Annotated in this window: 23 protein-coding genes; 8 read left to right on the top strand and 15 right to left on the bottom strand. The window is 62.3% G+C overall.

Features of this window, described 5'->3' with window-relative positions:
- Positions 1–27 precede the first annotated feature (27 nt).
- Positions 28–633 carry an LPS-assembly lipoprotein LptE gene (locus tag F7R20_RS26945; protein ID WP_003205878.1) on the bottom strand — a complete coding sequence of 202 codons (606 nt, stop codon included), beginning with the start codon at positions 631–633 and terminating at the stop codon, positions 28–30.
- Positions 634–722: 89 nt separating this feature from the next.
- Complete coding sequence (gene leuS / locus F7R20_RS26940; RefSeq protein WP_003205876.1) at positions 723–3,329, bottom strand: leucine--tRNA ligase; 2,607 nt, start codon at positions 3,327–3,329, stop codon at positions 723–725.
- A 303-nt stretch (positions 3,330–3,632) separates the two neighbouring features.
- Here leuS and F7R20_RS26935 point away from each other — a divergent pair, with 303 nt between their 5' ends.
- Positions 3,633–3,953 carry a hypothetical protein gene (locus F7R20_RS26935; RefSeq protein WP_003205874.1) on the top strand — a complete coding sequence of 107 codons (321 nt, stop codon included), beginning with the start codon at positions 3,633–3,635 and terminating at the stop codon, positions 3,951–3,953.
- Between the two features lie 103 nt (positions 3,954–4,056).
- A complete protein-coding gene (locus F7R20_RS26930) occupies positions 4,057–4,818 on the top strand; it encodes a YdcF family protein (RefSeq protein WP_003205872.1) in 762 nt (253 codons plus the stop codon).
- A 143-nt stretch (positions 4,819–4,961) separates the two neighbouring features.
- Here the strand turns inward: F7R20_RS26930 and lnt are convergent, their stop codons facing one another.
- The 5 genes from lnt to miaB all read right to left on the bottom strand — a co-directional run bounded on the left by lnt (position 4,962) and on the right by miaB (position 10,421).
- Positions 4,962–6,485 carry an apolipoprotein N-acyltransferase gene (gene lnt / locus F7R20_RS26925; protein WP_003205871.1) on the bottom strand — a complete coding sequence of 508 codons (1,524 nt, stop codon included), beginning with the start codon at positions 6,483–6,485 and terminating at the stop codon, positions 4,962–4,964.
- A 27-nt stretch (positions 6,486–6,512) separates the two neighbouring features.
- Positions 6,513–7,352 carry an HlyC/CorC family transporter gene (locus F7R20_RS26920; RefSeq protein ID WP_003205870.1) on the bottom strand — a complete coding sequence of 280 codons (840 nt, stop codon included), beginning with the start codon at positions 7,350–7,352 and terminating at the stop codon, positions 6,513–6,515.
- Between the two features lie 40 nt (positions 7,353–7,392).
- Positions 7,393–7,851 (bottom strand): rRNA maturation RNase YbeY, encoded by a 459-nt coding sequence (gene ybeY, locus F7R20_RS26915; RefSeq protein WP_003205868.1) that lies wholly within the window; start codon positions 7,849–7,851, stop codon positions 7,393–7,395.
- Positions 7,844–8,854: a PhoH family protein gene (locus F7R20_RS26910; RefSeq protein ID WP_003205867.1), complete on the bottom strand. Its 1,011-nt coding sequence runs from the start codon at positions 8,852–8,854 to the stop codon at positions 7,844–7,846. Before F7R20_RS26910 ends, ybeY begins: the two co-directional genes overlap by 8 nt.
- A 238-nt stretch (positions 8,855–9,092) precedes the next feature.
- Complete coding sequence (miaB, locus tag F7R20_RS26905) at positions 9,093–10,421, bottom strand: tRNA (N6-isopentenyl adenosine(37)-C2)-methylthiotransferase MiaB (protein ID WP_003205865.1); 1,329 nt, start codon at positions 10,419–10,421, stop codon at positions 9,093–9,095.
- 133 nt (positions 10,422–10,554) lie between these two features.
- Here miaB and F7R20_RS26900 point away from each other — a divergent pair, with 133 nt between their 5' ends.
- Entirely contained in the window at positions 10,555–10,884 is a 330-nt protein-coding gene (locus tag F7R20_RS26900; RefSeq protein ID WP_003185742.1) for a DUF1820 family protein, read from the top strand.
- 141 nt (positions 10,885–11,025) lie between these two features.
- On the opposite strand, the gene F7R20_RS26895 is transcribed toward F7R20_RS26900, so the two are convergent.
- From F7R20_RS26895 to F7R20_RS26880, 4 genes are all read right to left on the bottom strand, one after another.
- Positions 11,026–11,580 (bottom strand): tetratricopeptide repeat protein, encoded by a 555-nt coding sequence (locus F7R20_RS26895; protein ID WP_003205863.1) that lies wholly within the window; start codon positions 11,578–11,580, stop codon positions 11,026–11,028.
- Between the two features lie 217 nt (positions 11,581–11,797).
- Positions 11,798–13,081, bottom strand: a complete 1,284-nt coding sequence (hemL, locus tag F7R20_RS26890) for a glutamate-1-semialdehyde 2,1-aminomutase (RefSeq protein ID WP_003205861.1) — start codon at positions 13,079–13,081, stop codon at positions 11,798–11,800.
- 29 nt (positions 13,082–13,110) lie between these two features.
- Positions 13,111–13,737, bottom strand: a complete 627-nt coding sequence (gene thiE / locus F7R20_RS26885) for a thiamine phosphate synthase (RefSeq protein WP_003205859.1) — start codon at positions 13,735–13,737, stop codon at positions 13,111–13,113.
- Positions 13,738–13,754: 17 nt separating this feature from the next.
- The gene (locus F7R20_RS26880; protein WP_003205858.1) at positions 13,755–14,552 is read right to left on the bottom strand and encodes a hydroxymethylpyrimidine/phosphomethylpyrimidine kinase; all 798 of its coding nucleotides are present in this window, start codon (positions 14,550–14,552) and stop codon (positions 13,755–13,757) included.
- Positions 14,553–14,865: 313 nt separating this feature from the next.
- Between F7R20_RS26880 and F7R20_RS26875 the strand changes: the two genes are divergently transcribed.
- The 4 genes from F7R20_RS26875 to F7R20_RS26835 all read left to right on the top strand — a co-directional run bounded on the left by F7R20_RS26875 (position 14,866) and on the right by F7R20_RS26835 (position 22,548).
- Positions 14,866–17,250, top strand: coding sequence for a hybrid sensor histidine kinase/response regulator (locus F7R20_RS26875; protein WP_003205857.1), 2,385 nt, complete (start codon positions 14,866–14,868; stop codon positions 17,248–17,250).
- Between the two features lie 71 nt (positions 17,251–17,321).
- Positions 17,322–18,971 (top strand): acyl-CoA dehydrogenase family protein, encoded by a 1,650-nt coding sequence (locus F7R20_RS26870; protein ID WP_003205856.1) that lies wholly within the window; start codon positions 17,322–17,324, stop codon positions 18,969–18,971.
- A gap of 1,360 nt (positions 18,972–20,331) precedes the next feature.
- On the top strand, positions 20,332–21,831 hold the full coding sequence (amn, locus tag F7R20_RS26840; RefSeq protein ID WP_161796662.1) for an AMP nucleosidase: 1,500 nt from the start codon (positions 20,332–20,334) through the stop codon (positions 21,829–21,831).
- Between the two features lie 150 nt (positions 21,832–21,981).
- The gene (locus F7R20_RS26835) at positions 21,982–22,548 is read left to right on the top strand and encodes a pseudouridine synthase (protein WP_161796661.1); all 567 of its coding nucleotides are present in this window, start codon (positions 21,982–21,984) and stop codon (positions 22,546–22,548) included.
- On the opposite strand, the gene F7R20_RS26830 is transcribed toward F7R20_RS26835, so the two are convergent.
- Both F7R20_RS26830 and F7R20_RS26820 read right to left on the bottom strand, forming a co-directional pair.
- A complete protein-coding gene (locus F7R20_RS26830; RefSeq protein ID WP_003185724.1) occupies positions 22,543–22,752 on the bottom strand; it encodes a DUF2788 domain-containing protein in 210 nt (69 codons plus the stop codon). The two genes, F7R20_RS26835 and F7R20_RS26830, sit on opposite strands and share 6 nt — an antisense overlap.
- A gap of 199 nt (positions 22,753–22,951) precedes the next feature.
- The gene (locus F7R20_RS26820) at positions 22,952–23,431 is read right to left on the bottom strand and encodes an Lrp/AsnC family transcriptional regulator (protein ID WP_003205850.1); all 480 of its coding nucleotides are present in this window, start codon (positions 23,429–23,431) and stop codon (positions 22,952–22,954) included.
- Between the two features lie 414 nt (positions 23,432–23,845).
- Between F7R20_RS26820 and F7R20_RS26815 the strand changes: the two genes are divergently transcribed.
- Entirely contained in the window at positions 23,846–24,856 is a 1,011-nt protein-coding gene (locus F7R20_RS26815) for a DUF6515 family protein (protein WP_003205849.1), read from the top strand.
- Positions 24,857–25,022: 166 nt separating this feature from the next.
- Here F7R20_RS26815 and F7R20_RS26810 read toward each other — a convergent pair whose 3' ends face one another.
- Both F7R20_RS26810 and F7R20_RS26805 read right to left on the bottom strand, forming a co-directional pair.
- Positions 25,023–25,916 (bottom strand): cation diffusion facilitator family transporter, encoded by an 894-nt coding sequence (locus tag F7R20_RS26810; protein WP_003205848.1) that lies wholly within the window; start codon positions 25,914–25,916, stop codon positions 25,023–25,025.
- 28 nt (positions 25,917–25,944) lie between these two features.
- Entirely contained in the window at positions 25,945–26,364 is a 420-nt protein-coding gene (locus F7R20_RS26805; RefSeq protein ID WP_003205846.1) for a hypothetical protein, read from the bottom strand.
- Between the last annotated feature and the right edge of the window lie 24 nt (positions 26,365–26,388).

The following is a 26,388-nucleotide window of genomic DNA, read 5'->3' as shown; positions in this document are numbered from 1 at the left end:
GCGGGGCGCCGGAGCGCCCCGCAAGGCTTATTCAGCCGGGATCTGCATCGGCGACTGTTGCGGGGTTTCCGCCTCAGCCTTGCGTGCCGCTTCCAGCGCATCGGCTTCGGCCTTGGCGCGGGCGTTGGCGGTCTGTTGCAGCTGTTCCAGCTGGGTCGGGCTCAGCTGTTGCAGGCGCAGCATCATGCGCTGTACGAGGTCGCGTCGCATTTCGCCACGCACTTCGGTGGACTCCTGGTCGGAACCGGTGATGTTATTGCCATCGTGCAGGTAGACCTTCTGCACCTGGAGCTTGTCGTCCAGCAGCACCAAGTCGTTCTGGTCGCGGATCTCATAGCTCAGCACGTCGTTCAGTTCGTACTCGGCGGAACGACCGGCACCGGCATAGCTCAGGCTGCGCTGGCTTTGCTGTTCACGGGTCAGTACCAGCTTGTACGGGGCCCCGGTGTAGACTTTCACACCGCTGTTTTCCAGGGTGTCGCGCAGCATCTTGACGGTGTCGCCAAAGGCGTCCCGTGCGCTGAGGTCCAGTTCCTTGATCGCCAGCTCGGTGGTGCCGGTGCCGCGCAGTTGGAAGCCGCAGGCGCTCAACAGGACCGCCAGGCCCACTACCAGCAGATTACGTTTGATCATCTTGTTGCTCCCCTTGAACCCTATGGAGGTCGACGATGCGACCCCGCAGGTTGTATTCGGCGCCAGGCTCAAGCCCGCGCCCGATCCAATTAGCTTGCGACGATGTTGACCAGTTTGCCGGGTACGACGATCACTTTGCGAATCGTCAGGCCATCGACAAAGCGCAGCACGTTTTCGTTGGCCCGCGCAGCGGCTTCGACTTCTTCGCGAGTGGCGGCGGCCGGCATTTCGATCTGGCCGCGCAGCTTGCCGTTGACCTGGATGACCAGGGTCAGGCTGTCCTGCACCAGCGCGGTTTCGTCCACCACCGGCCAGCGTGCGTCAATCACCGGGTCGGCGTGACCCAGTTGATTCCACAGCTCGTGGCTGATGTGTGGGGTGATCGGCGCGAGCAGCAACGTCACGGCTTCCAGGCCTTCGTGAACCAGAGCGCGATCCTGTTCGGTGCCTTGCGCGGCTTTTTCCAGCACGTTCATCAACGTCATCACCTGGGCGATGGCGGTATTGAATTTGTGGTTCTGGCCGACGTCATGGCTGGCTTGCTTGATGGCCAGGTGGATCGAGCGGCGAATGGCTTTCTGCTCGTCGTTCAGGCTGGCGACGTCCAGTTTCCCCGGCAGGCCCTGGGTGACGTGGGCTTGCGCCAGGCGCCAGACGCGCTTGAGGAAACGGTGCGAACCCTCGACGCCGGAATCGGACCACTCTGCGCTCATGTCAGGTGGCGAGGCGAACATCATGAACAGGCGGCAGGTGTCTGCGCCGAACTGGTCGATCATCGACTGTGGGTCGACGCCGTTGTTCTTCGACTTGGCCATTTTCTCGGTGCCGCCGATTTCCACCGGCAGGCCGTCGGCGATCAGCTTGGCGCTGATGACCTTGGCCTTGCTGTCGCGTTCGAGTTCGACGTCGCTCGGGTTGAACCAGGTGTAGGCGCCGTTGGCTTCGCGACGATAGTAAGTCTCGGCGATCACCATGCCTTGGGTCAGCAGGTTCTTGAACGGCTCGTTGGAACTCACCAGGCCTTCGTCACGCATCAGCTTGTGGAAGAAACGTGCGTAGAGCAGGTGAAGAATGGCGTGTTCGATGCCACCGATGTACTGGTCCACTGGCAACCAGTGGTCAGCCGCGGATTTTTCCACCAGGCCGCCTTGATAGTGCGGCGAGGCGTAGCGCGCGTAGTACCAGGACGACTCGACGAAGGTGTCCATGGTGTCGGTTTCACGCTTGGCCGGTGCGCCGCATTTCGGGCAGCTGCACTCATAGAACTCGGGCATGCGCGCCAGGGGCGAACCGGCGCCGTCGGGTACGACGTCTTCCGGCAGGACCACGGGCAGTTGATCTTCCGGCACCGGTACGTCGCCGCAGGTATCGCAATGCACGATCGGGATCGGGCAGCCCCAGTAGCGCTGGCGGCTGATACCCCAGTCCCGCAGGCGGAACTGGGTGCGCGAGGCGCCGAGGTTCTTCTTGATCAGGGCGACTTCGATGGCATCGAACGCGCCAGGGAAATCCAGGCCGTTGAACTCACCGGAGTTGATCAGCTCGCCGTGTTCGCCGTAGGCGTCCTGCCAAGGTTCGGGGGTCTGGTCGCCGGCGCTGGTGCGCACGACAGCTTTGACCGGCAGGTTGTACTTGTGGGCGAATTCGAAATCGCGCTCGTCGTGGGCCGGCACCGCCATGACAGCGCCGTCGCCGTAGTGCATCAGCACGTAGTTGGCGACCCACACCGGCAGTTTCTCGCCGGTGAGCGGGTGCTCGACGAACAACGAAGTCGGCAGGCCTTTCTTCTCTTGAGTGGCGACATCGGCTTCGGCGACGCTGCCGCCCTTGCATTCGGCGATGAACGCCTGCAGCTCAGGGTTGTTCCGTGCCGCCAGGGTGGCCAGCGGATGCTCGGCGGCCACGGCCACATACGTGGCGCCCATCAGGGTGTCCGGGCGGGTGGTGAAGACTTTCAGGGTGCCGGCTTCGCCAATGGAGGCGACGTCGTACGGGAACTGCACTTCCATGCCCCGGGACTTGCCGATCCAGTTGCGCTGCATGGTCTTGACCTGCTCGGGCCAACCGGTCAGTTCGTCGAGACTCTCCAGGAGTTCATCCGCGTAGGCGGTGATCTTGAAGTAGTACATCGGGATCTCGCGCTTTTCGATCAGCGCGCCGGAGCGCCAGCCGCGACCGTCGATCACTTGCTCGTTGGCCAGTACGGTCTGGTCCACCGGGTCCCAGTTCACGGTGCCGTTCTTGCGGTAGATCACGCCTTTTTCGAACAGGCGGGTGAACAGCCATTGTTCCCAGCGGTAGTAGTCGGGCTTGCAGGTGGTGACCTCGCGGGACCAATCCACCGCCAGGCCCAGGCTGCGCAGCTGGGTTTTCATGTAGGCGATGTTTTCGTAGGTCCACTTGGCGGGGGCCACGTTGTTCTTCATCGCGGCGTTTTCCGCCGGCATGCCGAAGGCGTCCCAACCCATGGGTTGCAGGACGTTCTTGCCTTGCATGCGCTGGTAGCGGGAGATCACGTCGCCGATGGTGTAGTTGCGCACGTGCCCCATGTGTAGCTTGCCGCTGGGGTAAGGGAACATCGACAGGCAGTAGTACGTCTCCTTGCCTGGCTGTTCACTGACTTCAAAGGACTTTTGCTCGTCCCAGAACGACTGGGCGGCGGCTTCGATTTCACGGGGCTGGTAGTGTTCGTGCATGGCTACTTTTGTACTGAATGGGGTGGCCCAATCCTCTTCGTTGCCATGCTGGACGCAGACGACGCCGAATGCGGCGTTTTCGATGCCCAGCCAAGCTGGAAGTGGAGTTACAGGAAGCGCCGTAGCATACATGACCGCGCTCTGCCGAGGGAAACCCTGATTGCTGCCGAACCACCGCCGAGCCACTGCCGATCATCGGCGATGACCCGTGTTCAGGGCCGTTGGTCGCGGCGCCCAGCCGGTTTGCCCAGCGAAGCTAAGCTTCTCAATGGGGAGTGAGTCTTATCTTCAATGAGGTGAGGGATGGTTGAATCACAACGAAAAGTCGCTACACCTGAGTTGTACGAAAAACTGATCGATCGTCTCGGGGTGGCCCTGGACGCTGCAAGAACCGCCGGTCGCTTGCGTGATGAACGCCCGGTAGAGCTGGAACTGCGAGGCTTGAGCCCCGCGGAGTTCGAACTGGTCGAGGCTTACCTCGAACAGGTCGGACATCAAACCTCCACCAGTGAGGCCCAGGTACTCAAGCGTCTCGATACGCCCCGTTCGGCCAAGGTTGTGTGGCTCAAGGACCGGACGCCTGATAAGGATGCTGTAAGGATCCGGTCGCTGCAGTTCAAGTAAAGCCGGATTCACGCGTGTCGCTTTTTTTGGTTCAAGGCTTTTTCGAATCTGTTGTCGCTTTGCGTCAACCCACTTAGGCTTCGGGCATCTATGGAGATGCCCGATGCCGTTTCGCTATTTCATCAAACAACTTCTATTGCCGCCCGGCATTCTTTTGCTGCTGTTGGCGCTCGCCTGGTGGTGGCGCCATTCTCGGCCGCGCCTGGCCCGGCTGTGTTTCGCCGTGGGCCTGGGCGGTTTCTGGTTGATGAGCCTGCCGGTGGTGGTGCAGTGGAGCGCCAAGGCATTGGAGCGTGAGCCGCCGCTGCTGCGCAGTGAATGGGCAACCCTGGCCCAGCGTGCCGACGCCATCGTGCTGCTGGGATCCGGTCGCGAGCGCGGCGACCTGGCCTGGGGCGCCGACCAGCCCACCGGTGTCGGCCTGGAGCGCCAGCGTTATGCGGCGCGGCTGGCCAAGGCGTCGGGCTTGCCCGTGCTGACCACCGGCGGCTTGCACTACGGCACCCCACCCAGCGAGGCCAAGTTGATGGCCGACTCGATGCTGGATGATTTCGGCGTCAACGTGCGCTGGCAGGAAGGACGTAGCCGCACCACTTGGGAAAACGCCCAGATGAGCGCCGAGATCCTGTTGCCGGAAGGCATCAAGCGGGTCGTGGTGATCACCCAGGCCTGGCACATGCCGCGGTCGGTCTGGAGTTTCGAACGCGCGGGGTTTGAAGTGGTGCCGGCGCCGGTGGGTTTCCTGGGGCAGGACAATGCCCGACCGTTGGGCGGCTGGATGCCGGAGTTCAAGTCGATCTGGCAATCCGGGCAGTTGATGAATGAGGCGGCGGGGCTGGTGGGGTATTGGTTGTTTTACCGCTGAGGTGTTACCGGATCATTCCCACGCTCCTGCGTGGGAATGCCTCAAGGGACGCTCTGCGTCCCAAATCGGGCTGGCGTCTGCTGCCAATGTGACGCGGAGCGTCACAGGCTGCATTCCCACGCGGAGCGTGGGAACGATCAACCTTAAACCGTCCTGGCCATCCGGCTCGTCATCAACGCCCAGCCCAACAGCAACATGCACAAGATGATCAGCGGCCATGAGCGCCATTGCAGGTAAGGCGTCAGGTCGTGCATCGGCACCACTTCGCCGTAGAGGATGCCGCGCTCGAATTGCGGGATCTGTGCGGTGATCTGGCCGAAGGGGTTGATCAGCCCGGTCACGCCGTTGTTGGTGGCGCGGATCATCCAGCGGCCGGCTTCCAGGGCGCGCATCTGGGCCATTTGCAGGTGTTGCAGCGGGCCGATCGAGGTGCCGAACCAGGTGTCGTTGCTGATGGTCAGCAGCAGGTCGCTGCGCGCTGACAAGCTGGCGGCAAATTCCGGGTAGACCACTTCATAGCAGATGAACGGCGCGATCTGGTAACCCTTGGCTTGCAGCAACGGCTGGTCGGCCGGGCCCCGGGCAAAGTCCGACATGGGCAGGTCGAAGAAGGCGATCAGGCCACGCAGGATGTCCTGTAGCGGCACGTATTCGCCAAATGGCACGAGTTTTTGCTTCAGGTAGGTACCGTCGCCCTCGCCGGTCACGGTGATGCCGTTGAAGTAGCGCTTCTCGCGATGTACCAGTTGGCGAATCGGCACACCGGTAATCAACGCCGAATGCCGCTCGGCGGCGAAGCTGCCCATCATGTCCAGGTAACCCTGGGCAGATTCCTTGAGCACCGGTACCGCGGTTTCCGGCCAGATCAACAGGTCGACGCGCTTGGAGGCAAAGCTCATGTCACGGTACAGCGCCAACTGCGCGTTGAGCTGCTCGGGGTCCCACTTCATGCTTTGTTCGATGTTGCCCTGGATCGCCGCGACGCTCAGCGGGGCGCCCGAAGGGCTGGTCCAGGCATGGCCCTTGAGGGCCAGGCCGGCCACCCATGGGCCGATCAGCAGCACCACGCCCGCGGCGATAAAGCCTTTGCGCCCGGTGCGGATCAACCGGGGCGCGTTGTATAGCAGCGCGGCGGTCAAGGCCAGGGTGAAGGAAATCAGCCACATTCCGCCCAGCGGCGCGAGGCCGGCCAGCGGGCCGTTGAGCTGGCTGTAACCGGAATACAGCCAGGGGAACCCGGTGAGGAACCAGCCGCGGAAGGCTTCCTGGCCCAACCACAGGGCGGCGAACGCCAGGGCATCGGCCAACGGCGCTTCGTTGCGGCGCAGCCAGCGCGCCCAGAGCCAGGCGGGCAGGGCGAAGAACCAGGCGATGGCGGCGATGAACAGCAGCATCAACAACCCGGCGAGCAGCACCGAGGCGCCGCCGAAGTTATGGATGCTGACGTAGATCCAACTGGTGCCGGCACCAAACAGGCCAAAACCGAAACACCAGCCTCGGCCCAGGGCCTGGCGTGGCGAGAGTTCGCGCAGCCCGGCGTAGAACAAACCGACCGCCAGCAATGCCAGCGGCCAGAGGTCGAACGGCGCCAGGGCCAGGGTGGTGATCGCACCGGCCGCCATGGCCAGCAGGTTACCGGGCCAGCCGGGGCGGGTTATCCAGCGCATTTTTGTCCTTAGCGGGTCTCGCAGGGGTTATCGGCCAATGGGCGAAAGGCGCAGCAAGTGAATCCGACGGCTGTCGGCATTCAGGATGCGGAAGCGCCAGGAGCCGATTTCCGTGGTTTCGTTGCGCTTGGGCAGGTGCCCGAAAGCACTCATCACCAGGCCGCCGACGGTGTCGAACTCATCGTCGGAGAATTGGCTGTCGAAGAATTCGTTGAAGTTCTCGATCGGCGTCAGGGCCTTGATCAGGAAGTCGCCGCTGGGCAGGGGCTTGATGTAGCTGTCTTCCTCGACGTCGTGCTCGTCCTCGATGTCGCCGACGATCTGCTCGAGCACGTCTTCGATGGTGACCAGGCCGGCCACGCCGCCGTATTCGTCAATGACGATGGCCATGTGGTTGTGGTTGGCGCGGAATTCACGCAGCAGCACGTTCAGGCGCTTGGACTCGGGCACGAAGGTGGCCGGGCGCAACAGGTCCTTGATGTTGAAGCTGTCGCCGTTCTCCTGAAGGATCAGCGGCAGCAGGTCCTTGGCCAGCAGCACGCCCATGACGTCGTCATGGCTTTCGCCGACGACCGGATAGCGCGAGTGAGCGGAGTCGACCACGGCGGGCAAAAATTCGCGAGGGGTCTGGGTCGCCTTGATGCTGACCATCTGCGAGCGCGGGACCATGATGTCCCGGACCTGCAGGTCAGCGACCTGGATGGCGCCTTCGACAATGGCCAGCGCTTCGCTGTCCAGCAGTTTGTTCTGGTGTGCATCGCGCAGCAGCTCCAGCAGCTCCTGGCGGTTTTTCGGCTCATGGGCAAAAGCCTGGGTGAGCTTGCCCAGCCATGACTTCTGCCCGTTGCTCGATCGATCTTCGCTCATAGCGATTACTCTGAATCCTTTGTCGTTACAGGTTGATGTATCAGTGTTCGTCGCCGGCGTAGGGGTCGGGATGACCCAGCTCTGCAAGCAACGTTCGTTCCAGTGCTTCCATTTCTTCGGCTTCGTCATCTTCTATATGGTCGTAACCCAGTAGATGCAAGCAGCCGTGAATCACCAGATGGGCCCAGTGGGCCTCAGGGGTCTTGTCTTGTTCCGCCGCTTCACGCTCCACCACCGGGACGCAGATCACCAGGTCGCCCAGCAGTGGGATGTCGAGCAGTTCGTCAGGCACATCGGCGGGGAACGACAGCACGTTGGTGGCGTAGTCTTTCTGCCGCCAGGTGTGGTTCAGTTCACGGCCTTCGGGTTCGTCCACCAGGCGGATCGTCAGCTCCGAGTCGGCACTGCGCTGGCGCAGGGCCAGTTCGCACCATTGGCGGAACTGGGCTTCGCTGGGGGCGGCGTGTTCGCACGCCACTTGCAGGTCGAGTTCAAGCATTGTGGCGATTGCCTTTGCTTTCGGCCGAGTCTTCATCGGCGCGATTCTCGAAACGCTCGTAGGCTTCGACAATGCGTTGCACCAACGGATGGCGCACGACGTCCTTGGGCATGAAGTGCGTGAAGCTGATGCCCGGCACGTCCTTGAGGACCTGGATCACATGGTTCAGCCCGGACTTGGTGCCACGGGGCAGGTCGACCTGGGTGATGTCCCCGGTGATGACGGCGGTGGAGCCGAAGCCGATCCGGGTCAGGAACATTTTCATCTGCTCGACCGTGGTGTTCTGGCTTTCGTCGAGGATGATGAAGCTGTTGTTCAGCGTCCGACCACGCATGTAGGCCAGTGGCGCGACCTCGATGACCTGGCGCTCGATCAGCTTGGCGACATATTCGAAGCCGAGCATTTCATACAGCGCGTCATAGAGCGGGCGCAGGTACGGGTCGATCTTCTGGGCCAGGTCGCCGGGCAGGAAACCGAGTTTTTCGCCCGCTTCGACCGCCGGTCGCACCAGCAGGATGCGCCGCACCTGTTCACGTTCCAGCGCATCGACGGCGCAGGCCACGGCCAGGTAGGTCTTGCCGGTACCGGCTGGGCCGATGCCGAAGTTGATGTCGTTGCCCAGGATTTCCTTCACGTAGCGCTGCTGATTCAAGCCGCGAGGGCGAATCATGCCTTTTTTCGTGCGCAGGGCCACGGCCGGTTCCGACGGGGCGTGGTTGTCGAGTTCTTCGACAGCCGACTCCTGCAGGAACAGGTGGACCGTATCCGGCGACAGCTCGCTCCCCTTGGTTTCCCGGTAGAGACGGCGCAGCAGGTTTTCCGCGGAGGTGGTGTGCTTGGGTTCGCCGATCAGTTCGAACTGGTTTCCGCGGTTGCGGATCTCGATGGCCAGGCGCTGTTCGATCAAGCGCAGGTGCTCGTCGAATTGCCCGCACAGATTGGCGAAGCGGCGAGCCTCAAAGGGCTCGAGAATAAAGCGATGTGGTTCGATGGGTGCGTTCAAGGTCGTTTTTAGCCGCCCGGGGGCAATTAAGGTGAAATCAAGGATAACGCCAGTAGGCTGGGTGCGAAAGCTCTTAAACAGGCGAATCTGATCACAGGGTTGGCACAACCCATTGTGGGAGCAAGGCTTGCCCGCGATCAAGGCTCCGCGGTCTTCAGTGAGATTGCGGTGCTTCTATCGCGGGCAAGCCTTGCTCCCACAGGTCTTGCTTGCACAGACAATAGTGTTTTTTAGCAGGTTACTGGATCAGCGAACCGCGCAGGGAGTGCGGTTGCGCGGCGTCGATGTGCACGTCGGCGAACTGGCCGATCAGGGCCGGGGTGTCGCAGCGGAAGTTGACGATGCGGTTGTTTTCGGTCCGTCCTTGCAACTCGCCCGGGTCCTTTTTCGAGTAATCGGTCACCAGAATCCGCTGGACGGAGCCGACCATTTGTCGGCTGATCTCGAAACCTTGCTGGTTGAGACGATGTTGCAAGGCGTTGAGCCGTTCCTTTTTCAGCTCTTCGGGCGTGTCGTCCGCCAGGTCGGCCGCCGGAGTGCCAGGGCGCTGGCTGTAGACGAACGAATAGGAGAAATCGAAACCCACGTCTTCGATCAGCTTCATGGTCTGCTGGAAATCTTTCTCGGTTTCGCCAGGGAAGCCGACGATAAAGTCCGAGCTGATGCAGATCCCCGGCACTGCCGCGCGCAACTTGCGCAGCTTGGATTTGTACTCCAGCGCCGTGTGGTTGCGCTTCATGGCCGCAAGGATCCGGTCGGAGCCCGATTGCACCGGCAGGTGCAGGTGCTTGACCAGTTCGGGGACTTCGGCGTGGGCCTGGATCAGGCTGTCGGAGAACTCCAGCGGATGAGACGTGGTGTAGCGGATGCGGTCGATGCCATCCACTGCCGCCACGACGCGGATCAGTTCGGCGAGGTCCGCCAGGCGCCCGTCATGGGTCAGGCCGCGATAGCCGTTGACGTTCTGCCCCAGCAGGGTCACTTCGCGCACACCGTGTTCCGCCAAGTGGATGATCTCGGCGATCACGTCGTCGAACGGCCGGCTGACTTCTTCGCCGCGGGTGTAGGGCACCACGCAGAACGTGCAGTACTTGCTGCAACCTTCCATCACCGACACGTAGGCACTTGGGCCGTCGATGCGCGGTTCGGGCAGGTGGTCGAATTTTTCGATTTCCGGGAACGAGACGTCCACTTGCGGCAGCTTGGTGCTGCGCGCGGCGTCGATCATCTCCGGCAGGCGGTGCAAGGTCTGCGGGCCGAAGACCACGTCCACGTAGGGTGCGCGATCACGAATGGCCGCGCCTTCCTGGCTGGCCACGCAACCGCCCACGGCGATGACCATCTCCGGGTTGGCCAACTTCAGTTCGCGCCAGCGGCCGAGCTGGGAATACACCCGGTCCTGGGCGCGTTCGCGAATCGAGCAGGTGTTGAGCAGGATCACGTCCGCGTCTTCAGCGCGGGCGGTGACTTCCAGGGCCTGGTGTTCACCCAGCAGATCGACCATGCGCGAGCTGTCGTACTCGTTCATCTGGCAACCGTGGGTTTCGATGTAAAGCTTCTTGGCCATGGACGGGATCATCACGTGATTCAAAGAACCGCGCATTATAGAGAACAAGTCCCTGGGTTCCCACCGCTGTGCGAGCAGTGGCTATGCTATAGTTCGCGCCCTCATTTTTACCCGCCGATGTGTTTCGCCAGCCATGACCAAACGTGAAGCTCCAATCTACAAGGTGATTTTCCTCAACCAGGGCCAGGTGTTCGAAATGTACGCCAAGCAGATCTATCAAAGTGATCTGTGGGGTTTCCTGGAAGTGGAAGAATTCGTCTTTGGCGAGCGCACGCAAGTGGTCGTCGATCCGAGCGAGGAAAAGCTCAAGGCGCAGTTCGAAGGCGTGGTGCGCAGCTTCGTGCCAATGCATTCGATCGTGCGCATCGACGAAGTCGAACGCCTGGGCACCCCGAAAATCAGCGAAGCCCGCGGCGCGGTCGGCAATGTGATGCCGTTTCCGATGCCGATGCCTGAGAAGTAGGATTCAAGATCGGGTTGCTCCCAATCGCGAGCAAGCTCGCTCCCACAGTGGGGGCTTTGTGAACACAAGATTTGTGTACACCAGCGATCCAGTGTGGGAGCGAGCTTGCTCGCGATGAGGCCATCAAGGCCTGCGCAATAATCAGGGCAGAGGTGAGAAGGGCGTACGCCCATCGGCGTTCTGCAATTCCATCAGGTATTTGCGAAAGATCTGCCCCAGCACCTGGGTTGCCACTTCCAATTCGTCACGGGGCATTTGCTCGGCGACTTCGTCGGCGGTGTCCAGGGCTTCTTCGGCGCCGTTGACCGCGGCCATCTTCAGGACGATATAGGCCTGGACGTTGTTGGCCGGCACGCCCTCGCCATGGAAGAACATGCCGCCGAGCTTGAATTGCGCCTGGGCATGGCCTTGCAGCGAGGCTTTTTCGAAGTAGTCGAGGGCTTTTTTGAGATCGCGCGGCGCAGCCTTGCCTTCGTAGTAGAACTCGCCCAACTCGTATTGCGCTTGTGCATCACCTGCGTCCGCCGCTTTTTGACAGGCGTCGAGTGCCGGTGCGAGATCTTGTGGCTGGGTATTGAGCGTGCAACGGCCCAGCGCCGGGATCAACAACGAGTTACCGCCTGCCTGTGCATTCGCGAGCAGGGGCTGAAGGAGCAACAGGCAGCCCAAGGCAAGGGTGCGGCCGGTGCGGTTCATGGGAATCGACTTACCTCTGAGGGGCGCGCGGACCCTCCGGGGGATCCAATAAGCGCGCATTATGAAATAAGCAGGGCCATCCTTACAAAGTCTTTACTCGTTTTTCTGCTGCGAGGGAATGCTAATAGCTGCTTCGGGCATAAATACGTAGGAAAAAGGCGGGAGGTTGTCGGCAATCACTGACGCCAGCTTCAGCCAGCGTCAGTTATCCACAGGCTTATTTCAGCGCAGCAAAGGCCCGTTCGGCCGCATCGAGGGTGATCTTCAGCTCGGTCTCGCCATGGGCGATGGAAGTGAAGCCGGCTTCGAATGCGCTCGGCGCCAGATACACACCGCCGTCGAGCATCAGGTGGAAGAAGCGCTTGAAGCGGTCGGCGTCGCTGGCCATCACGTCTTCGAAGGTGACGATGTCATCGGCGCCACTGAAATACAGGCCGAACATGCCGCCGGCCTGGGTGGTCACGAACGGAATGCCTGCCGCGTCGGCACGAACCTGCAAGCCGTCGAGCAGGCGGGTGGTGTAGTCGGTCAGTTCGGCGTGGAAGCCCGGGCGGCTGATCAGGCGCAGTGTGGTCAGGCCGGCGGCCATGGCCAGCGGGTTGCCCGACAAGGTGCCTGCCTGGTAGACCGGGCCCAGCGGCGCGATGCATTCCATGATCTTGCGCTTGCCGCCGAAGCAGCCCACCGGCATGCCGCCACCGATGATCTTGCCGAAGGTGCTCAGGTCCGGCGTGACGCCGTAATGGGCCTGGGCGCCGCCGAGGGCTACACGGAAACCGGTCATCACTTCATCGAAAATCAACACCACGCCATGCTGGTCGCAGAGGCTGCGCAGGCCTTCGAGGAAACCCGGTGCCGGCGGTACGCAGTTCATGTTGCCGGCCACTGGCTCGACAATGATGCACGCCACTTCCTGGCCGACTTCGCCGAGCATCTTCTCGACTTCTTCAAGGTCGTTGAACGGCAGGGTCAGGGTGTGTTTGGCGAACGCTGCCGGTACCCCGGCCGAGCTCGGCACGCCCTGGGTCAGTGCGCCGGAGCCGGCCTTGACCAGCAGGCTGTCGGAGTGGCCGTGGTAGCAGCCTTCGAACTTGATGATGCTGTCGCGACCGGTGAAGCCCCGCGCCAGGCGGATCGCGCTCATGGTCGCTTCGGTGCCGGAGCTGACCATGCGCACCATTTCCATCGACGGCACGATCGAGCAGACCAGGTCGGCCATCTCGGTTTCCATCGCGGTCGGAGCGCCGTAGGACAGGCCGTGTACCAGTTGCTTGCGCACCGCATCCAGCACGTCCGGATGGCTGTGGCCGAGGATCATCGGGCCCCAGGAACCGACGTAATCCACATAGCGTTTGTCGTCTTCGTCGGTGACGTACGCGCCTTCGGCGTGCTTGAAGAACAGCGGGGTGCCGCCGACGCTCTTGAACGCACGAACGGGCGAGTTCACGCCGCCGGGGATGTGTTTCTGGGCATCGGCAAACAGGGTTTCGGAACGGGACATGGTTGGGCTCTCGAAAACGGAAAAATGGACTATTTGATCTGCAGCAGCTCGTTGAAGGCGCGGGCGCGGCGCGTCACTTCAGCGGTGCTGTCGGCGCCGAACAGGCCGTGGACCACCGCCAGCAGGTCGACCCCGTGGGCCACTAGCGGGGCGGCGTTGTCCAGGGTGATGCCGCCAATGGCGCACACCGGAACATGCAGTTTGAGGTGCGCCTGTTCGAGCAGTTCAAGGTTTGCGCTGGGGGCGCCGGGCTTGGTGTTTGAGTTGAAGAAACGCCCGAACGCGACATAACTGGCGCCTTCGCTGGCGGCCTGTTCGGCCAGTGCCAGGCTGGCGTGGCAGGTGGCACCGACGATCGCCTTGTGCCCGAGCAGTGCCCGCACTGGCGCCAACGGGCCATCGGTCTGGCCCAGGTGCACACCGACGCCCAGGCGTGCGGCCAATTCTGCGTCGTCGTTGATGATCAACTGGGTCTTGTAGCGCTCGCACAGGTTGCGCAGTGCTTCGGCTTCCCGCAGGCGGCGGGCCTCGTCGCTGCTTTTATCACGGTATTGCAGCAGGGTGACGCCACCTTCCAGCGCCGCTTCCACATAAGCGAGGAACTTGCCGGCCAGCAATTGGCTATCGGTGATGGCGTAAAGGCCACGTAATTTCATTCCACAGGCCTCCGGTACTACGAGCAGAAATCCAGCGGCAGGCGACGCGGCACGAACTGGCCTTTGCCCAGTTGTTCGGCATCGCGCAAGGTGCGCCAGGTGTAATCCAGTGCCGTCTTGACGGCGCTGGCGAGCTGTTCGCCCTGGGCCAGCCGACCGGCCAGGGCACTGGCCAGGGTGCAGCCGGAACCGTGGTAACTGCCGGGCAGACGCTGGCAGGTAAAGGTTTCGCGCCCGCCGTCGCGGCTGTACAGGCGATTATGGACTTCATGTTCGTCGCCGTGACCACCGGTGATCAACAGGTGTTTGACGAAGGGCAGCAGTTTTTCCGCGCACTCGTCGGCGCTGCCCTCGGGCAGTTCGGCGAGGATGCGCGCTTCAGGCAGGTTGGGGGTGGCGATGATTGCCAGGGGCAGCAGGCGTTCGCGCATGGCGTAGCCGACCTCATCCTTGCCCAGGCGCCCGCCACCGCCGGCGCGCAGCACCGGGTCGCAGACCATGGGCAGGTGCGGGTGCGCCTGGAGCAGTTCGACCACCGTGTCGACCATTTCCAGTGAGCCAAGCATCCCCAGCTTGACCGCTGCCACCTGGGCGTCGTTGAGCACGGCATTGGCTTGTGCCAGCACCCACTCTCGGTCGAGCACTCGGAAATCGCTGACGTTGACGGTGTCTTGCACGGTCAATGCGGTAACGGCAGGGGCGGCATGACAACCCTGGGCAAGCAGGGCTTCGATATCTGCCTGCAAACCGGCGCCACCACTGGGGTCGTGGCCGGAGAGACAGAGGACAACGGGGCGAGAGCTGTAGATATTCATGGTGCGCGAGCTTACCACCAAACCTCTTTTATCGGTGGTCGGACTCAGAGGGTTTTATGCGCAGTCGCTTGCGGGTGGATGCTTTTTTGCCCCGTCATTTGCCGACCTGAACAACGCAACAGCTCTATCTCAATGCTTTGCTCTGAAACGCCCGTTCTAGAGCCTTTTGTAGGAAAAAATTCAATGGTGCAAATTGGCCATCAGCGGCTATGCTAGAGATGGATCCAACTCATAACAGGTAATGCCGGTTTTACGTCTACTCAGGGAATGGGGGGCTTCCTGACTCAACCGGACAGGCCGCGCTGGGGCTTAAATGCGCTATTTGCTGATGTTGTTGCTGTGCTTGTCCCCTTTGGCAAGTGCTCTCGAATTCGATGAATTCACCCAAAACCTGCCCTTGGGCCATGCCCTGCAGGTGTTCGAAGATGCGCGCGGCACGGCCACCATTGACGATGTCCTGGCTCAGGCTGCCGCTGGTGCTTTCAAGCCCCATGACCAAGCTACCCTGAACGCCGGTTACTCGCGATCAGCCTTCTGGTTGAAAATCGACCTGCACTACCGTCCTGCCAATCCGGACGCCCAGCGCACCTGGCTGCTGGAGCTGGCATACCCGCCGCTGGACCACCTCGACTTGTATTTGCCCGATGCGGCGGGGGGCTATCGCCTGGTTCGCCAGACCGGTGATGCGTTGCCGTTCGCCAGCCGCGAGATCCGCCAGAACAACTACCTGTTCAGCCTGGCTTTCAAGCCCGAACAACAGCAGACCCTCTACCTGCGCCTGCAAAGCCAGGGTTCGATCCAGGCGCCGCTGACGCTGTGGTCGAGCACCGCGTATCTCGAACAACAGCCCGTGCGCTTGTATGTGCTGGGGATCATCTATGGCGTGCTGCTGGGGATGCTGGTCTACAACCTGTTCATCTACCTGAGCGTGCGCGATACCAGCTACCTCTATTACATCTTCTACATTGCCTCGTTCGGCCTCTACCAGTTGTCGGTCAACGGCGCCGCCGTGGAGTACTTCTGGCCGGAAAACCCCTGGTGGGCCAACGCCGCGACGCCGTTCTTCATCGGCTGCGCGGGCCTGTTTGGCAGCCAGTTCGCCCGCAGTTTCCTGCAAACGGCCCAGCATAGCCGTTGGCTGGACCGCTTGCTGCTGGCGCTGATCGCCTACAGCGCCGTGGTGGTCGGCCTGTCGCTGATGACCAGTTATGCCCTGGCGCTGCGCCTGGCGACGGTGTTGGCGCTGCTGTTCACGGTGGCGATCTTTGCCGCCGGGCTGTTTGCCTGGTGGCGTGGCCTGCGGGTGGCGCGTTATTTCATCATTGCCTGGTCGGCGTTTCTGCTGGGGGGCATCGTCAATACGTTGATGGTGCTCGGTTACCTGCCGAACGTCTTCCTGACCATGTACGCCAGCCAGATCGGCTCGGCCATCGAAGTGGCGCTGTTGTCCCTGGCCCTGGCCGACCGCATCAATGCCATGCGCGAACAGCAGGCCCAGACCCTGTTGGACGCCGGGCAGAAACTCGAAGTGCTCAACCAGCAACTGGCCCACGGCAACAAGCTCAAGGATGAATTCCTCGCCACCCTGACCCACGAACTGCGCACGCCGATGAATGGCGTGATCGGTTCCCTTGAGCTGATGGAAACCGTCGAGATGGACGAGGAACTGACCCAGTATCAACAGACCGCCGCCGGTTCGGCGCGGGACATGATGCGCATGGTCAATGGCATGCTCACCCTGACCGAGTTGCAGGCCGGCAAGCTCAAGGTTTATCCGGCACCGTTCAGCCTGCGTGGGGTGGTCGATGCGCTGCAGGTGCAGTTCGGCGCCAATGCCGCGGCCAAGGGCCTGGACTTCAAGGTCGACGTGGCCCCGGGTTTGGCGGACCGGTTGCTCGGCGACAGCGGCAAACTGGCCCAGAGTCTGGAATGCCTGCTGGACAACGCCATCAAGTTCACCCGGGTTGGCGGCCTGGCCCTGCGAGTCAACGGCAGGCCGACGGCGCTTGATCGGCTGGTGCTGTCCTTTGCCGTCATCGACACCGGAATCGGTTTTACCGACCTGGGGGAAGCGACCTTGTACCAGCGCTTCTTCCAACTCGACGGCTCGATGACCCGCGAATACGGCGGCCTCGGCGTGGGGCTGGCTATCTGTCGGCAACTGGTGGAACTGCTGGGCGGACGCCTGACCCACACCTCCGAGCCCGGTCGCGGCAGCCGTTTCCAGTTGGACGTGGAGTTTGACGTGGCCTTGCCAGCGGCGGTCCCGACGCCGTTTTCCTTCGGTGGCCGCCAGGGTTCGCGCCAGCCGCAGGATTGCACGGTGCTACTGGCCGATGACAACAGCATCGATCAGTTGGTCATGCGCGGCATGTTGCTCAAGCTCGGTTATCGGGTGCGCACCGCCGACAGTGGCCGCGCTGCGCTGGATCTGCTGCACGGTGAGCGCTTTGATGCGGTGCTGCTCGATTGCCAGTTGCCGCCGCTGGACGGCGTGTCGCTCTGCTGCCAGATCCACACCTTGTCCGGCTGCGAGGAACTGCCGGTGCTGGTGGTCAGCCCGAACGTGGGGCGCGAGTGCTGTCCTGCGGGCGCGCCGGTCGATTACTTGAACAAGCCAGTGAAGTTCGAGGCGCTACAGGCGATGCTCCAGCGCCGGGTGCTTTGCCCAAGACAGGGTGAAAGCGCCGACATTTAGGCGCATATGACACTTTGTTCGGCCTGGAGGCGGTGCTTAACTGAATCCCTGGCCGATCGAGGAGCCCTGTCATGAACCTGCACCAGTTCGCTGAAACCCACGACGTCACCAATCAGCCGCCGTCCCTGGATGGCGCCAACCTGTACCGCATCGACCTGCCGCTGCAGCAGTGGTCGCAGCGCTTTGGGGCGGGCTGGGCACAGGCGCGGATCGATGCGTATGGGGCGCTGGCCGGCGGGCCGTTGATGGAAGCGGGCTTCCTGGCCAACCAGAACAAACCGGTGTTCTCCAGCCATGACCGTTACGGCCATCGCATCGACCTGGTGGAATTCCATCCGGCTTATCACCAGTTGATGCGCACTGCCGTCGAGCACGGCCTGCCCAGTTTGCCCTGGGCGCACCCGCAACCCGGCGCGCATGTCGCCCGGGCGTCGATGACCTATTTGCATAGTCAGGCCGAAGCCGGCACCGGCTGCCCCCTGACCATGACCTTCGCCAGTGTGCCGGCGCTGCGCTTGCAGCCGGACCTGGCCGAGCACTGGGTGCCCAAGGTGCTGGCCACCGAGTACGACCCGCGCAACGTCGGCATGGCCCACAAGGCCGGCGTGACCCTGGGCATGGCGATGACTGAAAAACAGGGCGGCACCGATGTGCGGGCCAACACCACCAAAGCCTATCCGGTGGGCGCCAGCGGCCCGGGCCAGGCCTATGAGCTGGTGGGCCACAAATGGTTCTGTTCGGCGCCGATGTGCGATGCCTTCCTCACCTTGGCCCAGACCGACAAGGGCCTGACCTGTTTCCTGTTGCCGCGCCATCGCCCCGACGACACCCGCAATCAGTTCTACATCCAGCGGCTGAAGAACAAGCTGGGCAACTGTTCCAACGCCTCCAGCGAAGTCGAGTTCCGTGGCGCACTGGCCTGGATGGTCGGTGAAGAAGGGCGGGGCGTGCCGACGATCATCGAGATGGTCGCCATGACCCGTTTCGATTGCATGGTCGGCTCCAGCGCCCTGATGCGCCAGGCGCTGACCCAGGCCAGCCATCACTGCGCGCACCGCAAGGTCGGTGGCAAGTTGTTGAGTGAACAGCCGCTGATGCAAAACGTCCTGGCTGACCTGGCGCTGGAAAGCGAGTCCGCACTGGCTTTGAGCCTGCGCATGGGCCGGGCGCTGGACCACTTGAATGACGAGCATGAGGCCAAGTTCGCCCGGTTGGTGACGGCAGTGGGCAAGTACTGGATCTGCAAGCGCGCCCCCGCGATGATCAATGAAGCCGCCGAATGCATGGGCGGTGCCGGCTACGTCGAAGACAGCATCCTGCCGCGCCTGTACCGCGAAGCGCCGGTCAATTCGACGTGGGAAGGCTCCGGCAACGTGCAATGCCTGGATGTGCTGCGCGCCTTGTCCAAGGAGCCCGGCATGCTGGAGGTATTGTTCCGCGAACTGGGCGATGGCCACGGCGACAAGCGCCTGGCTGGCCACATCCACCAATTGCACGCCGCGTTCAAGGACACCGACGACATCCAGTACCGCGCCCGGCAATTGACCGAAGACATCGCCGTTGGCCTGCAGGCCAAGCTGTTGCTCGAAGCCGGGAACAGTGAGGTCAGCGATGCCTTCATCGCCAGTCGCCTGGGTTCGGTCGGCCGGGTGTACGGTGCCTTGCCTCGGGGCTTGAATGTCGAGGCGATCGTGACGCGCTCCACCCCACACGGCTTTTAGACACGACACGTACCCTGTGGGAGCGAGCCTGCTCGCGAAGGCATCGGTACATCCAACATCTGTGGTGCCTGATACACCGCTATCGCGAGCAAGCTCAGCTCTCACAGAGCATCCCAGAGTCCATGTGGGAGCAAGGCTTGCCCGCGATGACGGAGGTACATCCAACATCTGTGGTGCCTGATACACCGCTATCGCGAGCAAGCTCAGCTCCCACAGAGCATCCCAGAGTCCATGTGGGAGCAAGGCTTGCCCGCGATGACGGAGGTACATCCAGCATCTGTGGTGCCTGATACACCGCTATCGCGAGCAAGCTCAGCTCCCACAGAGCATCCCAGAGTCCATGTGGGAGCAAGGCTTGCCCGCGATGACGGAGGTACATCCAGCATCTGTGGTGACTGATACACCGCTATCGCGAGCAAGCTCAGCTCCCACAGAACATCCCAGAGTCCATGTGGGAGCAAGGCTTGCCCGCGATGACGGAGGTACATCCAGCATCTGTGGTGACTGATACACCGCTATCGCGAGCAAGCTCAGCTCCCACAGAACATCCCAGAGTCCATGTGGGAGCAAGGCTTGCCCGCGATGACGGAGGTACATCCAGCATCTGTGGTGCCTGATACACCGCTATCGCGAGCAAGCTCAGCTCCCACAGAGCATCCCAGAGTCCATGTGGGAGCAAGGCTTGCCCGCGATGACGGAGGTACATCCAGCATCTGTGGTGACTGATACACCGCTATCGCGAGCAAGCTCAGCTCCCACAGAACATCCCAGAGTCCATGTGGGAGCAAGGCTTGCCCGCGATGACGGAGGTACATCCAGCATCTGTGGTGACTGATACACCGCTATCGCGAGCAAGCTCAGCTCCCACAGAACATCCCAGAGTCCATGTGGGAGCAAGGCTTGCCCGCGATGACGGAGGTACATCCAGCATCTGTGGTGCCTGATACACCGCTATCGCGAGCAAGCTCAGCTCCCACAGAGCATCCCGGAGTCCATGTGGGAGCAAGGCTTGCCCGCGATGACGGAGGTACATCCAGCATCTGTGGTGACTGATACACCGCTATCGCGAGCAAGCTCAGCTCCCACAGAACATCCCAGAGTCCATGTGGGAGCAAGGCTTGCCCGCGATGACGGAGGTACATCCAGCATCTGTGGTGCCTGATACACCGCTATCGCGAGCAAGCTCAGCTCCCACAGAACATCCCAGAGTCCATGTGGGAGCAAGGCTTGCCCGCGATGACGGAGGTACATCCAGCATCTGTGGTGCCTGATACACCGCTATCGCGAGCAAGCTCGCTCCCGCAGGGAATCGATCGAGTCCACTACGCCACTGTTCCCGTCGGGCGGCGATGCAGGCAAGATGAAGGCCTGCAAGTCAGAACACAGGAAGCTGATCGTGACCGAAGCGTTTATTGTCGTTCAAACCGCCGAACAAGCCGTGGATCGTCTGGCGGCCCTGCACGAGCGTGCGACCACCGCGTTGAACCAGGCGCTGATGCGTTATCTCAAGGACCGCGTCGAGCCGGATGCCGAACAGCGTGCGTTGTTTCGCTATCCGGCCTTGCGGCTGACTTATCACTGCCACGGCGAAGTCCCGCAAACCACGCGAGCCTATGCCAAGGTCCAGTTGCCCGGCACCTACAGCGTCACCGTCACCCATCCCGCCGCCTTCCGTAAGTACCTGCTGGAACAGCTGGTTCCATTGATGCACGACTTTACCGTCACCGTGGAAGTGGGCGTCAGCGAGCAGAACATTCCGTACCCGTACGTGGTGGAGCAGGGCGACGAACTGGCCGGCTCCGGCGTGACCGCCGCCGTGCTGGCGCGGGTGTTCCCCAGCACCGACCTGTCGGCGGCCACCGATGGCATTGCCGACGGCCTCTATGACTGGGAAAACACCGACCCACTGCCCTTGGCGCTGTTCGACGCCGCGCGGGTGGATTTTTCCCTGCGCCGGCTGGTGCACTACACCGGCAGCGACTGGCGCCATGTGCAGCCGTGGATCCTGTTGACCAACTATCACCGCTATGTCGACCAGTTCATCGTCCATGGCCTGGAGCAACTGCGCAGCGACCCGCGCTTTGTGCGCATGGTCTTGCCGGGCAACGTGATCATCGACAAGAACATGGAGCACAGCGAAGCATCGGCCATCGCCGCCGGTGTGGTCTGGCACCGCTACCAGATGCCGGCCTATCACCTGCAGACCAATGATGGCCATGGCGTGACCCTGGTGAACATCGGCGTCGGCCCTTCCAACGCCAAGAACATCACCGACCACCTGGCCGTGCTGCGCCCGCATTGCTGGCTGATGATCGGCCACTGCGGCGGGCTGCGGCAGTCCCAGACCATCGGTGACTACGTGCTGGCCCACGCCTACATGCGCCGCGATGGCATTCTCGATCGGGTGGTGCCGCCGAACATTCCGATTCCGGCCCTGGCCGAAGTGCAGATGGCGCTTCAACAGGCCGCGGCGAACATCACCGGCGAAAAGGGCGACGAGCTGAAAAAACGCCTGCGCACCGGTACCGTGCTGACTTATGACGACCGCAACTGGGAACTGCGCTGGGCCCAGGAGCGTCCGCTGATCAACCTGTCCCGCGCGGTGGCGGTGGACATGGAAAGCGGCACCATCGCCGCCCAGGGTTATCGCCTGCGGGTGCCTTACGGCACGTTGCTTTGTGTCTCGGACAAACCGTTGCACAGCGAAATCAAGCTGCCGGGCTCGGCCAACGCGTTCTATGAGCGAGCGGTCAACCAGCACCTGAAGATCGGCATCGAGGCGTTGGACCTGTTGCGCACCGAACTCAACTCGTTGCATTCGCGCAAGCTGCGCAGCTTCGACGAGCCGCCGTTCCGCTGATGCCCCGTTGAAGGGGGTGGTGGTTATTTAACGGTCGGGCCACTAGCATGGTGGGCCCGAACGTTAAATGTTGTATTCGCCATGCCCCGTCCTCCACGCCCTGCTTCCCGTCGCCCTGGCGCGAAGCTTCCAGCCTCCGCCCCGCGCCGTATGGCCAAGGCCCCGCCGGCCGAGCCGAAGCTGATCCTGTTCAATAAACCCTTCGATGTACTGACGCAATTCAGTGACGGTGAGGGGCGGGCGACGCTCAAGGATTTTATCGACGTACCGGGCATCTACCCGGCCGGACGACTGGACCGCGACAGCGAAGGCTTGCTGTTGCTGACCAACGATGGGCAGTTGCAGGCGCGGATTGCCGACCCCAAGCACAAGCTGGCCAAGACCTATTGGGTGCAGGTGGAGGGCGAGCCGAGTGCCGAACAGTTGCAGCGATTGCGCGATGGGGTGGAGTTGAACGACGGCATGACCCTGCCGGCCGAGGCGCGCTCATTGGATGAGCCGCAATTGTGGCCGCGCAACCCGCCGGTACGTTTTCGTAAAAGCGTGCCCACAAGCTGGGTGGAGCTGGTGATACGCGAGGGGCGCAATCGCCAGGTACGACGCATGACCGCCGCCGTGGGTTTGCCGACATTGCGCCTGGTGCGGGTCAGGATCGGCGACTGGACGATCGAAGGGCTCGATCAGGGCCAGTGGAAGGAAGTGCCAGCGCGCTTATAACGCTCCGGACTCGATCAGGCCGATCACCACGCTCTTGATGACGAACGCGGCCACACCGAGGCCCAGCACGAAAAACAGGATGAACGAGCCGAAACGTCCGGCCTTGGACTTCTTCGCCAAGTCCCAGACGATGAAACCCATGAAAATGATCAGGATGCTGACCAGGCCGGTCATCATCCACTCTTCGAAAACAGCAGGATCCATCAGGACACTCCGGCGTGCGCGGGGTTGAAAAGGCGCGGCGAGTATAAGGCATGGGGCGCGGGCGCGGGATTGGCCTGCGGCGGTGTGTCGCAGCTATTCATCGGCTGGGCTGACGCCATCGCGAGCAGGCTCGCTCCCACAGTGGATCTGTGTCAGGGCGCAATTCCTTGTGGGAGCGAGCTTGCTCGCGATGGGGGTTTCAGTTACGCAGGTGAGTCAACGGCAGTTCGGTGCTGTTGAGTACCTGGTTCAGCACAAAACTCGAACGCACGCTGGTGACGCCATCGATCCGGGTCAGGTGCCCCAGCAGCAGTTTCTGGTAGTGGTCCATGTCCGGCACCACCACCTTGAGCTGGTAGTCCGCGTCCATCCCGGTCACCAGGCTGCACTCCAGTACTTGCGGCAAGTTACGGATGGCGGCTTCGAAGTTCTCGAAACGCTCGGGGGTGTGGCGGTCCATGCCGATCAGCACATAAGCCGTCAGGCTCAGGCCCAGCAGCTTGCGGTCGAGCAGGGCGACCTGGCGGGTGATGTAGCCGTCATCCTCCAACTGCTTGACCCGTCGCGAGCAGGGGGAGGGCGACAGGCCGATGCGTTCGGCCAGTTCCTGGTTGGAGATGCGCGCGTCGCGCTGCAATTCCGCCAGAATGCTCAGGTCGTAACGGTCGAGTTTGCTCATCGGTCGGGCCTTTATCTTGATAATTGCGGCAGATTATCTATCCGAGGTTAAAAATTGCGCAAGTGGTGTTTATTTCCGCAATCTTCGCAATCATCTGTCGGCACCTCAGGTTTACTCTTATCACCAAGATCACTGCTCGGACAAACAGTCCAGTGCAGCCCGCCCAATCAGGCCGGCTGCGGTCGCAGTACCCACCGGTACTGGCAGACCCCCGAGCTGCACACTGTCCAGAAGACGGCGTGAGGTGAGCCGACGTCATAAGCGTCGGGCACGGACGAAATTCTCAAGGGGAGGCCGACGGGCCTCCCTTTTTTAATGCCTGCGAAATAAACCCCGTGGCTGATAACCTATCGCAGAACCGGCCTGGGCTTTTCCAGTCTTACTATCAGGCCCTGAACCGTTGTGAGGAATTTCATGAAGTCGCGCATCTGGCGTTTGGCAGGTGTTGGTCTGTTGTGGGCAAGTGTCAGTGCGCAGGGAATGGCCGACGATCAGCAAAACCGTGGCGGCCCCGACGGCGGTCGTGGTCAGGACGGACGCGGCGGCAACGGCCAGGGTTACTCGGGCCAGCCGCGGCCGCAGAGCAACGAAATCATTCGGGGCGACAACAGTCGTCAGTTCGAGGTCAAGCCACAGCCGCAATACCAGGGCGGCCAGCGCTATGATCGTGGCCCCCAAGACCCCAACGACCATGGTCGTCCGCAGCCGCAACCCGGCAACAACCTGCCGATCCAGGGCCGGCCCGACAGCGTGACCCAGACCCGCGAACCGCAACCAGGGTATTACCGCGATGTCCCGCGTCGCAACGACGGTTATCCAAACGGCGGGCCACGCCCAAGCCACGACAATCGTCCCGAGCAGCATTGGCCCGGTCGACCGGACGGCCATGGCAACGGCTGGGGGCCGGGGCCGCAGTATCGCCCGGGTTACGTGATCGACCGTTTCCCGGATCGCAACTACCGCGTGCCCTATCGCGGCCAGGATTATTTCTACTCGGGCGGCTACTGGTATCGCCCTCAAGGGCCGCGTTACATCGTGGTCGAGCCACCGCGGGGCATCCGTACCCGTTACCTGCCCGATTACGCCAGGGAAGTGTGGATCGGCAGCTCGCTGTTCTTTCTCGCTGCCGGCGCCTATTACATCTACGAAGCCAGCACCCAGGACTACGTCGTGGTCGAGCCGCCCGTGGCCAACCCGCAGCCACAACCGCAAGGCAACAGCTTTGACGTGGTGGCCTACCCGGCTAACGGTCAGTCGCCCGAGCAGGTCAACCAGGATGGCTACGACTGCTATCGCTGGGCGGTGCAGCAGAGCGGTTTCGACCCGCGCAATTACAGTTACCCACCGGCACCGGAAGTGGTGCAGACCTATCGCCAGGCCCAGGGCAGTTGCTTGAGCAGTCGTGGGTATCAGGTGACGTACTGAGATGCGGTAAAGATCGTGCGGACGCTGCTTCTTGTGGCGAGGGGATTTATCCCCGCTGGACTGAAGCAGTCCCAAAGCAGCCGACTCAACTTGTCTGGTGCTCCGAGTCGTGAGGTTTCAGGGCTGCTTCACGCAGCCCAGCGGGGATAAATCCCCTCGCCACAGGTTATGCGCTGACGCTTTTGACCACTTCCGACGGATCGGCATGCACCAGCACTTCGGCCTTCGGATAGGCATGATGGATCGCATCGGCGGCCTGGTCGCTGATGCCGTGGGCCACTGACAGGGTCAGTTCCCCCGGCAACTCCAGGTGCAGTTGCACGAACCAGTGGTTGCCGGAGATCCGCGTACGCAGGTCATGGGCACCGAGCACGCCGGGCACGGCGCAGGCCAGTTCCAGCATGTGCTGGCTGACGTCGGGCGGCAGTTCCTGATCCATCAGCACGGCGAAGCTTTCCCGGGCGATCTGGACGGCGCTCCACAGAATGTAAATGGCGATCCCCAGGCCGAACCAGGCGTCGAGTTGATACCAGCCAAACCCGGCCAGCACTAGCGCCACCAGGATGCTGCCGTTGAGCAACAGGTCGGAGCGATAGTGCAGCGAGTCGGCGCGCACGGCGTTGGAGCCAGTGGCGCGGATGACCCGATGCTGCAACGCCAGCAGCGCCAGGGTCAGCCCCAGGGAAAACACGATCACGCCGACGCTCAGCCAGGGGGCATCGACCGGCACCGGGTTTTTCAGCCGCTCGAAAGCCTGCAAGGCAATCAATACCGCACTGCCGCCGATAAACAGCGCCTGGGCCATGCCGGCCAGGGATTCGGCCTTGCCATGACCGTAGCGATGATCATCGTCGGCGGGGCGCAGCGCGTAATGCACCGCCAGCAGATTGAGCAGCGAGGTGACGCCGTCCAGTGCCGAGTCGGTCAGGCCGGCAAGCATGCTCACCGAGCCACTCAGCCACCAGGCCAGGGCCTTGGCGACGACCAGGGTAAGCGCCACGGCCACTGACGCCCGGGTGGCCAGGCGCAGCAGACGGGCGTGTTCGATGCTGGTGGTCATGGTGCGGTCGTTCCTTGGGCGGCGCCTGTCATGCGGAAGGTTTGAGGCCGAGGGCGGCCAGTTGTTGCGCGCTGCCCTTGTGCTGGATCAGCCGAGGATCGTCCAGCGGGAAGCTGCGGCCCAGTTCGCGTTCCAGGATCGCCTGCAACACGTGGTTATTGACGGTGCCGTCGGGGTTGATGGCTGGCTTGAGTTTCTCTGGTTCGATCTGGACGCTTTTGCCCGGCTCGAAGTAAATGGCACCGGTGGCAAAGTCCACGGCGAACGCGATCAGGCCGGGGATGATGTAGAACAGCAGGCCGACGGCGTCGAGCGCGGCAATCGCCGGGTCGATCTTGCCATCGATCTGGCCGCGACGGTCCGGGTAGAAGATTGAGCCACAGGCGCTGATTTGAGTCAGCAAGGAGGCGACCAGGACGCCACCGATCACGCGAAAGGGAATACGCATAGCAATCTCCTGAACAGGTAAAGG

The organism is Pseudomonas brassicacearum subsp. brassicacearum (genome assembly GCF_008801605.1).
Taxonomy (GTDB): Bacteria; Pseudomonadota; Gammaproteobacteria; order Pseudomonadales; family Pseudomonadaceae; genus Aquipseudomonas; species Aquipseudomonas brassicacearum.
This window is presented reverse-complemented; position numbering and strand designations above follow the sequence as displayed.